The sequence below is a fragment of the Mesorhizobium sp. CNPSo 4684 genome (genome assembly GCF_057784315.1).
The window spans coordinates 83588-93656 of record NZ_JBWLUX010000025.1 but is presented as its reverse complement, the minus strand read 5'-3'; the positions used below and the strand labels follow the sequence as shown (position 1 = coordinate 93656).

Sequence of the window (10069 nt, the reverse complement as noted above, 5' to 3'; positions counted from 1 at the left end):
CCGGATAGATGGGTAACAGAATGGACCGATTAGATGGGTGACAGTTTTCTCCCTCGCCGGGAGGACCGGCGATGGTTTGGCGAGAGACTGGCATCATGGATGAGCGGCTTCGGTTTGTGGTGGGGTGGCTGACCGGCGAGGAGACGATGACGCAGCTGTGTGCGACGTTGGGTATCTCTCGCAAGACTGGCTACAAATGGCTTGAACGCTACCGGCAGTTTGGGCCGGCAGGTCTGCATGATCTTCCGCGTGCGCCACTCAATCACGGCCGGGCTACGCCTTGGGATGTGGTGGAGCGGATCGTTGCCATGAAAGAGGCGCACCCGCTGTGGGGTCCCAAGAAGATCATGGCCAGGCTCAAGCATGCGGAGCCTTGCTGCGGCTGGCCCGCGGTCTCGACGGCTGGTGAACTTCTGAAGCGACATGGACTTGTGGGGCGCAAGCGCAGGCGCTGGAAGGCGGCAGGCAATGGCCCATGGCCGGAGGCTTCGGAGCCGAACACGGTGTGGAGCGGGGACCACAAGGGCTGGTTCCGGACCCGAGACGGGTGGCGTTGCGAACCGCTGACGGTGATGGATGTGGCGAGCCGCTATCTGTTGGGGCTGGAGGCAACGAACTCGACGGCGGATGAAGAGGCCTGGCCGGTGTTTGAGCGGTTGTTTGAGGAGAATGGCCTGCCGGATCGGTTCAGAAGCGACAATGGTTCACCATTTGCATCGGCCGGCGTCACCGGGCTGACGCCACTCGCGGCGCGCTTCGTCAAACTCGGCATCGTCCTTGAGCGCATCCAGCCGGGAAAGCCGCAGCAGAACGGACGCCATGAACGTTTCCATCTGACCATGCTGCCGATGGCCAAGGCGCCGGAAGCCGACAGAACGGCCCAAGCCCAGGCTTTCGAGGCCTTCCGGCGCAGCTACAATGAGGAGCGCCCGCACGAGGCACTTGGCATGGGAACCCCAGCACAGCATTACCGGCCCTCGAAGCACGGGAAACTGGTTCGCCGAAGCGCCGCGCCAACCAAACCGCTTGGCGCTGCGGCGAACTCAACATAAGGCGAAAACTGTTACCTATGTATCCGGTTCAAACTGTTACCCATCTATCGGCTGGACACCGGCAGGGCGATGAGGGGCGGCACCGGCGCATGTTGTTGATACCGAACGTTCGCGCTGCCCCTCACCCTTACCCTCTCCCCGTATAGTGACGGGGAGAGGGGGTCGCGAACGTTGGCTCAGCGACCGCCTCCGTCATCCCAAAAATGCCTTCGCCTTCATCGTATCCGGCACCGGCACACCCAGCCGCTTCAGCACCGTCGGGGCCAGTTGCAGCTGGTCGAGCAGCGTATCCGCGTCCGGCCCCTTGCCCGACCCAAAATAATACAGCGCGAAATCCTGCATTTCGTCGTCATGGCCGCCATGATGGCCGCGGTCGGTCTGGCCGTGGTCGGCGGTGACGATCACCTCGTAGCCGGCTTGCCGCCAGCCCGGCAGGAAGGCGGCCAGCATGCCGTCCATGGCATAGCAGGCATGGTCCATTTCGTGGCAGTCATGGCCGAAGCGGTGGCCCATCGAATCCAGCGTGCAGGTGTGCAGGATGCCGTAGTCGATATCGTGGCGCCGGGTCAGCATGGTCAGCGTCGCAAACAGGTCGACGTCGCTTGGGGTCATCTGGTTGCGCAAGTTGTAGCCAGTCATGGTGTGGAAGCGGCCATGCGTGATCGGCCCGTCCGGCTCGTCATATTCCATGTCCTCGACCAGATCGAACGGGTAGGAGCGGAAGAATTCGGACCAGTAGGAATGCGTCACCGCCCCGGTCTTGCCGCCGGCCTTGCTGACCTCGGAGAAAATGTCCGGCTTGTTGACCAGAAAACGGTTCTCGTTGGACAGGATGCCATGCTCCTGCGGCGTGGTCCCGGTGTGGATCGAGGCATAGCAGCAGGCCGATGTCGACGGCAGCACCGAGCGCATCTTCCACACCTGCGCCTCGCCCGACTGCACCCATCCCTCGAGATTGCCCATCAGCCGGCGCCAGTTCCGGTAGGGCACGCCATCGAGGACAATGAGGAGAAGCTTGGTCTTGAGCGCCATCGGCGGCTCCATGCGGTCTTGCGGGAGAGGTCAGCATCCGGGGCGGCCGGCCAGGCCAAGCCCCAGATGTCTTGAGAGAGGCGGAAGCCGGCCGCCTAGTTGCCCGCGCTCGCCATGCGGCGTCCCTTGATCGCCTTTTCCAGCCAGCCGATCTCCATCTCGGGGACGGAGGACAGGAGCAGGTCGGTATAGGCGTCGAAGGGCGGCGTCAGCACCTTGCTCTTGGCGCCATAGCGCACCACCTCGCCGCGATACATCACCGCGATCGAATCGGCGATCGACTTCACCGTCGCCAGATCGTGGGTGATGAAGAGATAGGCGACCTTCTCGTGCTGCTGCAGGTTGAGCAGCAGCTTGAGGATGCCGTTGGCCACCAGCGGGTCGAGTGCCGATGTCACCTCGTCGCAGATGATCAGCTTCGGCTTGGCGGCAAGCGAGCGGGCGATGCAGACGCGCTGCTTCTGGCCGCCGGACAGTTCGGCCGGATAGCGGTCGAGGAAGCCTTTGCCCATCTCGATCTCGTCGAGCAGTTCGGCGACGCGCTTGTCGCGCTCGCGGCCGCGTATGCCGAAATAGAACTCCAGCGGCCGGCCGATGATGGTGCCGACGGTCTGGCGCGGGTTCATCGCCACGTCGGCCATCTGGTAGATCATCTGCAATTGCCGCAGATCCTCCTTCGGCCGGTCGGCAAGCCTGTTGGCAAGCGGCCTGCCGTCGAAGGTGACGGTGCCTTCCTCAGGTGGCAAAAGCCCGGTGATGGCGCGCGCCAGCGTCGACTTGCCGGAGCCGGATTCACCGACGACGGCCAGCGTCTGGCCCGGATAGATGTCGACCGAGACGTTCTTCAGCACCTTGACGTTGCCGCCGCCATAAGCGGCGGTGACGTTCTTGACCGACAGGAACGGCGTCGCGCCGGGCTTCTGCTCGGTGTGCTCGATCTCATGCACCGAGACCAGCGCATTGGTGTATTCCTGGCGCGGTTCCTTGATGATCTGGCGGGTGCCGCCCCATTCGACCAGCCTGCCGTGGCGCAGCACCATGATCTCGTCAGAGACCTGGGCGACGACGGCAAGGTCGTGGGTGATGTAGAGCGCGGCGACATGGGTGTCGCGAATGGCGTCCTTGATTGCCGCCAGAACGTCGATTTGCGTCGTGACGTCGAGCGCGGTGGTCGGTTCGTCGAAGACGATCAGGTCGGGCTCCGAACAGAGCGCCATCGCCGTCATGACGCGCTGCAACTGGCCGCCCGAGACCTGGTGCGGAAAGCGTTCGCCGATGGTTTCGGGGTTCGGCAGGCTGAGTTTCTTGAACAGCGCCACGGCACGTTTCTCGGCCTCGGCCCGTGTCGCCGTGCCGTGCAGCAGCGTGGCTTCCACCACCTGGTCCATCAGCTTGTGCGCCGGGTTGAAGGCGGCGGCGGCCGATTGCGCGACGTAGCAGACCTCGCGGCCGCGCAGCTTGCGGAAGCCTTCCTTGCCGCCCTTGAGGATATCGCGGCCGTTGAGCAGCACCTCGCCGCCGGTGATGCGCACGCCGCCGCGGCCATAGCCCATCGACGACAGGCCGATGGTCGACTTGCCGGCGCCGGACTCGCCGATCAGGCCGAGCACCTTGCCCTTTTCCAGCGTCAGCGAGACGTCGTGCACCAGCACGATGTTCTTCGGCGCCTCGCCGGGCGGGAACACTGTCGCTTCGATGCGCAGGTTGCGGATATCGAGCAGCAGGCCGGGCTTTGCTTTGGTGTCAGCCATCACCCGCGTCCTCCCTTCAGGCTTGTCGTGCGATTGAGGATCCAGTCGGCAACAAGGTTGACCGAGATAGCCAATGCAGCGATTGCCGCCGCCGGAATGAGCGCGGCGCCGATGCCGAAGACGATGCCGTCCTTGTTTTCCTTGACCATGCCGCCCCAGTCGGCATCCGGCGGTTGTACGCCAAGGCCGAGGAAAGACAGCGTCGACAGGAACAGCACGGCATAGATGAAGCGCAGGCCGAGTTCGGAAACCAGCGGCGACAGCGCGTTGGGCAGGATCTCGCGGAAGATGATCCAGCCGCTGCCTTCGCCGCGCAATTTGGCGGCTTCGACATAGTCCATGACGTTGATGTCTACGGCGACAGCGCGTGACAGCCGATAGACGCGGGTCGAGTCGAGGACGCCCATCACCAGGATCAGCGTCACCAGATTGGTCGGCAGCACCGAGAGCACGACGAGCGCCATGATCAGCGTCGGGATCGACATCAGGAGATCAACGAGGCGCGACAACAGCGTGTCGAACCAGCCGCCGAATACCGCCGCCGAAAAGCCGAGAATGGCGCCGAGCGAGAACGACAGCGCGGTGGCGAGCACGGCGATGAACAGTGTGACGCGGGCGCCATAGATCATGCGCGACAACAGGTCACGGCCAAGATTGTCGGTGCCCAGCCAATGTGCCGAAGACATCGGTTCCCAAGGAACGTCGCTGACTATCTCGGCATTGCCGTGCGGCGCGATCCATGGCGCAAACACGGCTGCCACGACGAACATCGTCGTCAGCACGATGCCGATCAGTGCGGGGATGGGGATGCGTCTGATATCGAGCATGCCCGCCCCCTTATTTCGGATGCCTGAGGCGCGGATTGGCGACAATCGCCCCGATGTCCGCAATGATGTTCAAGGTGATATAGACGGCGGCGAAGATCAGGCCGACCGCCTGCACAACCGGCACGTCGCGCTTGGTGACGTGATCGACCAGATATTGCCCCATGCCGGGATAGACGAAGATCACCTCGACCACGACGACGCCGACGATCAAGTAGGCGAGGTTGAGCATGACGACGTTGATAATCGGTGCGATGGCATTGGGGAAAGCGTGCTTGCGGATGACATTGAAGGCCGACAGGCCTTTCAGTTCCGCCGTCTCGACATAGGCCGACTGCATGACGTTGAGGATGGCTGCGCGGGTCATTCGCATCATGTGCGCCAGCACAACCAGCGTCAGCGCGGCGGCCGGCAGGGCGATCGCCTGTATGCGCTCGCCGAACGGCATGCCGTCATAGACCGTGGAAATTGCCGGAAACCATTGATATTTGACGGCAAAGAAGAAGACCAGCACGTAGCCGATGAAGAACTCCGGGAAGGACGTCGAGGCGAGCGCCAGTCCGGATATCAGCTTGTCGACCCAGCCATTGCGGAAACGCACCGCGATCAGGCCGAGAATGATGGCCAGCGGCACGGCCACGACCGCCGCCCAGAAGGCGAGGAACAGCGTGTTCCACAGCCGCCCCTTGATCGAGGTCGCGATGTCCTGGCCGCTCGACATCGCCGTGCCGAGATCGCCGGTGAGCGCACCGCCGAGCCAGTGGAAATACCTGATGTAAGCCGGCTGGTTGAGGCCGAGCTGCTCGCGCAGGTTGGCGAGCGACTCCGGCGTCGCCGACTGTCCGAGAATGGCTTGCGCGACGTCGCCGGGCAGGATTTGCGTACCGGCGAAGATCAGGACCGAAACGGCCAGCAGGAGGACGATGCCCAGCGCAACGCGCTGGGCAATCAGTTTCACGATGGGTGAGGACATATCCGCAAAGCCGGGCTCAGGCTTCGAGCCAGCACTTTGCCAGCGCGTAGCCGTTCATCAGCTCCTGATGCGGATCGTCGACCCAGCCGCCGACCTTGGCGCCGGTGGCATCGATGAACTGGTTGAACATCGGCAGGATCAAGCCGCCCTCGTCGCGCACCAGGACAGCCATGTCGTGGTACATCTGCTTGCGCTTGGCCTCGTCGAGTTCGGCGCGCGCCGCCAGCACCATCTTGTCGAAATCCGGACGCTTGAAACGGGTATCGTTCCAGTCGGCGGTCGACAGATAGGCCGTCGAGTACATCTGGTCCTGGGTCGAGCGGCCGCCCCAGTAGGAGGCGCAGAAGGGCTGCTTGTTCCAGACCTCGTTCCAGTAGCCGTCGCCGGGCTCGCGCTTGAGCTCGATCTTGATGCCGGCCTTGGCCGCGCTCTGCTGGAAGAGCTGCGAGGCGTCAACGGCGCCCGGGAAGGCAACGTCGGAGGTCCGCAGAAGCACGGTGCCGTCATGACCCGACTTCTTGTAGTGGAACTTGGCCTTGTCGGGATCGTATTTGCGCTGCTCGATCTCGGTGAACAGCGGATAGGACGAATTGATCGGGAAGTCGTTGCCGAGTGAGCCGTAGCCGCGCAGCACCTTGTTCAGCATCTCCTCGCGGTCGATCGCCAGCTTCAGCGCCATGCGCAGGTCGTTGTTGTCGAACGGCGCCGTGTTGCAATGCATGATGAAGACATAGTGGCCGGGGCCGGCATGGTTGCGGATGGTGACGCCGGGCACGCGCTTGATCAGGTCGACGATCTTCGGCTCGACGCGGTTGATCATGTTGACCTGGCCGCCCTGCAGGGCCGCCGTGCGCGCCGTCGCGTCATTGATGACGACGACTTCGATCTGGTCGGCATGGCCCATCTTGTCGCCCTGCCAGTAATTGGCGAAGCGCTCGCCGACATGGCGCACGCCGGGCTCGTTGGTCTTGACCACGTACGGACCGGCCGAGATGCCGGCATCGGGCTTGTCCTTGCCGCCATTGGGCTGCACGATCAGGTGATAGTCGCTGAGCAGGTAGGGAAGGTCAGCGTTGGCCTCCTTCAGCGTCAGCACCACTTCCTTGCCGCTGGCCTTGATGGTCTCGATGCCTTTCATGTAGCCGAGCGCGCCGGACTTCGACTTTTCGTCCGAATGGCGCTCGAGTGTGGCAGCGACGTCCTCGGCGGTCACGGTCTTGCCGTTGTGGAACTCAACGCCGTCGCGGATCTTCAGCGTCCACACCTTGGCGTCGTCCGACGAGCCGATCTCTTCGGCGATGCGGTTCTCGAGCTTGCCCTCGGGCGACAGCTCGACGATCATTTCGCCCCAGCACTTGCCGAAGGCGAACGGCACCTGCGTCATCATCAGCGCCGGATCGAGGCTGTTGGTGGATTCGCCGCCGACCAGGCCGGCCTTGATCGTGCCGCCCTTGACCGGGCCCTCCGCGCGCGCCGCACTCGAAAGCAGCATATTGGCGAAGGGTGCGGTGACGCCGAGTGCTGCGGCGCGGCCGAGAAAATCACGACGGCTCAGCTTGCCGGACGCAACGCGCCGGCTCAGATATTCGAGTTCATTTGACATATGAGTTCCTCACTCTGTGGGTTCGACCTTGTGGTCGTTTTTTGTTTGTTATTACCGGGGGAATAATGACCGGAAGCCAAAGCCGTAAGCAAGACCGAATGCGACATGCCGTGGCGTAAATCGCACGTCGCAACTGGACCAGTCGGATCTGCGCTCAGAGCAGGTCGCGTGGAATCGTCTCTGCGAAATCGCGCTCGAAAACCAGCGTTTCGCCCTCATAGGCTTCGATTCTAGCGCTGACGGTGAAGTTTTGCGCGTCGCAGCGCATTTCGGCCGATGTCTCGGTGCGCACCGACCATTCATTTCGCGACAGGGTCTGCGTCCAGTGGGTTTTTCCCAAGGCGGACAACGGGTCGTCGGGATGGATGACCCACGTCTCGCGGGCGATGCTACCATTGGCCAGCCCATGCGCGAGATCGCGCACGGCGCCGAAATCGTCCGTGATCGATAACGTGACGATACCGGTCTTTTCGTCACAATCGACATGACGCTCGGAATTCGCCGCCCGGACCGTCTCGGTCGCCCAGGGCGTGGCGCCTTCGGGGGCGTGGAAAGAGACCTCGTCGCCTTTTGCCAGCGGGCGCAGCGGCAGCCTCAGCGTCGCCGCCGAAAGGTCGAGCCGCACCGGCTCCGGAGATGGCCAGATCATCGGCCAATAAGCGCTGGAAACGGCAATGCGCAGGCGATGTCCGGCCGGCACATGGTAGGCGCACTGGTCGAGCACGACACACGCCGAAGCGGTCTCGCCCGGCACCAGCGCTTGCGGGGATTCATGTGAGTTGCGGTGGGTGAGGTTGAGCACGCCGTAGGAGATCAACTCCGAAGCGCCGTCGGGATGCACGTCGCACAGACGCACCGCGATGTTGGCCTGTGGCCGATCCGACGATATCCGGACCAGAAGCTCCGGCGCGCCGACGATGTCGAGCGCCTCGGCAAGCACAGGCTGATCGAAGCAGACGGACAACGCGTCGTCCGGCCGCTGGTCGCCCGGCAGCTCCGGGCCGAAGGTGAAGGGAAAATACTCGCCTCCCGCGAGTCCGCAGCTTTGCGGTGTCGCGACGATCGCCGGCTTGGCGCCTGCAGCGATGAGCTCGATCGCCTCGACCTTGATGTCGGGTGACGGCCACTCCTGTTCGGCCACCCAGCGGCCCGGCCGCTCCGGGTGCCAGCGCGCCGGACGCACGCTGTCCATCACATAGGCGCGATAGTCTGGGTCGGCCTCGACGCCGGTGTCGACGCCCTTCAGCCAGCGATCCCACCAGCGCAACGCCTCCTTCAGGAAACCGATGGCGGGTTTTGGTCCGGCGTAGTGCGGGTATTTGTGGATCCAAGGTCCGACAATGCCCTTAACCGGCGCATGGATGTTGGTGACGAGGTGCGAAATCGTGTTGCGGTAGCCGTCATGCCAGCCCCCGATCGACAACACCGCTGCTTTCACAGCGGAAAAATCCTCGCAGATCGAACCGCGTTTCCAGTAGGCGTCACGATGCTGGTGGCTGAGCCATAGCGGCAAAAGGAAAGACTGGTTCTCCAGCCGTGTCAGCCACAGATCGCGCCAGCGGTTGTCGCCGGCAATCAACGGATCCGGCGGCCGCGACGAGTAGGACAGCATGGTCGAGGCCCAGCCGAAATTTTCCGTCAGCAGGCAGCCGCCCTTGTAGTGGATGTCGTCGGCATAACGGTCGACGGTCGAGCACAGGCTGATGACAGCCTTCAGCGCAGGCGGCTGCCTGGCCGCCACCTGCAGGCAGTTGAAGCCGCCCCAGGAAATACCCATCATGCCGACGCTGCCGTTGCACCAGGGCTGCGCTGCCGCCCAGGCAATGACATCGCAGGCATCCTGCAATTCCTGCTCGGAATACTCGTCGTCCATCAGCCCTTCGGAATCGCCATTGCCGCGCATGTCGACGCGGATCGAGGCGTAGCCGTAGCCGGCGAAATAGGGATGCGTCAGCTGGTCGCGAAAGATGGTGCCGTCGCGCTTGCGATAGGGCAGATGTTCGAGGATCGCCGGCACCGGATCGTCACCCGCATCTTGCGGCATCCACACCCGCGCCGACAGCCGGCACCCGTCCGGCATGACAATTCCCATATCCGGGAATTCGACGACCTTGCGGGGAAATTCGGTGACGGTTTTCATGGGCTGGCATAACGCCCCGCCAGCCCGCGACTTTCAATCGCCATTCGCGACTGGAGCAGTGAAAAATGCGACCTGGCCGCAGCCCGCTTCACGACCTCAGTTCAGCGGAATGTCGTTCTCGTCCTTGCTGTCCTGGTAGACACCGGACAGTTCGTCGTAGCGCGCTGAAATCTTGCCGATCCGCGCCTCCAACCTGTTGCGCTCGGCCTCGGGCAGCGCGCGCACCAGCCTGCGTATGGAAAAGCTCTTCCAGTAGGCGTTCTCGGCATTGTAGCCGCCGGGGTCGAGTGTGAAGACCTCTTTCAGGATCTTCAGGTCGTGCGGAATGGCGAACGAGTCGCGCGAATCCTCGTGGCTGAACAGATAGTAGAAATTGTCGAAGCCGGTCCAGGTGATCGCCGACAGGCAGAGCGAGCACGGCTCGTGCGTGGCGATGAAGATGGCGTCCTTGGTATCGACGCGCTCGGCCTTGGGCATTTCATAAAAACGCTTCAGGCAGTGCACCTCGCCGTGCCAGAGTGGATTTTCCGTCTCGTTGTTGGTTTCGGCCAGCACCAGCGAGTGGTCGCCCTTGCGCAGGATCGCGGCGCCGAACAGCTTGTTGCCATGGGCGACGCCCTCCGCCGTCTTCGGCACGATGTCGTGCTCGATGACATCGAGCAGGCGGTCGATCAGCGATATGTCGGTCATTTTA

Annotated in this window: 7 protein-coding genes and 1 pseudogene; 1 reads left to right on the top strand and 7 read right to left on the bottom strand. The window is 63.2% G+C overall.

Translation table 11 applies throughout. The features are described 5' to 3' along the window. Positions 1-71: 71 nt before the first annotated feature. Positions 72-1037, top strand: a pseudogene (locus tag AC04SG_RS22725) (integrase core domain-containing protein); the annotation flags it as partial. Between the two features lie 207 nt (positions 1038-1244). Here AC04SG_RS22725 and AC04SG_RS22720 read toward each other — a convergent pair. The 7 genes from AC04SG_RS22720 to AC04SG_RS22690 form a co-directional block, all read right to left on the bottom strand. Continuing rightward, a complete protein-coding gene (locus AC04SG_RS22720; RefSeq protein WP_488552874.1) occupies positions 1245-2084 on the bottom strand; it encodes an alkaline phosphatase family protein in 840 nt (279 codons plus the stop codon). 95 nt (positions 2085-2179) lie between these two features. Further along, the gene (locus tag AC04SG_RS22715; RefSeq protein ID WP_488552873.1) at positions 2180-3835 is read right to left on the bottom strand and encodes an ABC transporter ATP-binding protein; all 1656 of its coding nucleotides are present in this window, start codon (positions 3833-3835) and stop codon (positions 2180-2182) included. Next, on the bottom strand, positions 3835-4662 hold the full coding sequence (locus tag AC04SG_RS22710; protein WP_192255012.1) for an ABC transporter permease: 828 nt from the start codon (positions 4660-4662) through the stop codon (positions 3835-3837). The genes AC04SG_RS22715 and AC04SG_RS22710 overlap by 1 nt, the downstream gene beginning before the upstream one ends. A gap of 10 nt (positions 4663-4672) precedes the next feature. Beyond that, positions 4673-5632 carry an ABC transporter permease gene (locus AC04SG_RS22705; RefSeq protein ID WP_488552872.1) on the bottom strand — a complete coding sequence of 320 codons (960 nt, stop codon included), beginning with the start codon at positions 5630-5632 and terminating at the stop codon, positions 4673-4675. A 16-nt stretch (positions 5633-5648) separates the two neighbouring features. Beyond that, complete coding sequence (locus AC04SG_RS22700) at positions 5649-7235, bottom strand: ABC transporter substrate-binding protein (RefSeq protein WP_488552871.1); 1587 nt, start codon at positions 7233-7235, stop codon at positions 5649-5651. Between the two features lie 154 nt (positions 7236-7389). Then, complete coding sequence (locus tag AC04SG_RS22695; RefSeq protein WP_488552870.1) at positions 7390-9375, bottom strand: CocE/NonD family hydrolase; 1986 nt, start codon at positions 9373-9375, stop codon at positions 7390-7392. Between the two features lie 96 nt (positions 9376-9471). After that, positions 9472-10065, bottom strand: coding sequence for a nucleoside deaminase (locus AC04SG_RS22690; RefSeq protein WP_488552869.1), 594 nt, complete (start codon positions 10063-10065; stop codon positions 9472-9474). Positions 10066-10069: the final 4 nt, after the last annotated feature.

Excerpts from the sequence above, each read along its gene's own strand:
- AC04SG_RS22720 (WP_488552874.1), bottom strand. The coding sequence starts at position 2,084 with ATGGCGCTCAAGACCAAGCTTCTCCTCATTGTCCTCGATGGCGTGCCC.
- AC04SG_RS22715 (WP_488552873.1), bottom strand. The coding sequence starts at position 3,835 with ATGGCTGACACCAAAGCAAAGCCCGGCCTGCTGCTCGATATCCGCAAC.
- AC04SG_RS22710 (WP_192255012.1), bottom strand. The coding sequence starts at position 4,662 with ATGCTCGATATCAGACGCATCCCCATCCCCGCACTGATCGGCATCGTG.
- AC04SG_RS22705 (WP_488552872.1), bottom strand. The coding sequence starts at position 5,632 with ATGTCCTCACCCATCGTGAAACTGATTGCCCAGCGCGTTGCGCTGGGC.
- AC04SG_RS22700 (WP_488552871.1), bottom strand. The coding sequence starts at position 7,235 with ATGTCAAATGAACTCGAATATCTGAGCCGGCGCGTTGCGTCCGGCAAG.
- AC04SG_RS22695 (WP_488552870.1), bottom strand. The coding sequence starts at position 9,375 with ATGAAAACCGTCACCGAATTTCCCCGCAAGGTCGTCGAATTCCCGGAT.
- AC04SG_RS22690 (WP_488552869.1), bottom strand. The coding sequence starts at position 10,065 with ATGACCGACATATCGCTGATCGACCGCCTGCTCGATGTCATCGAGCAC.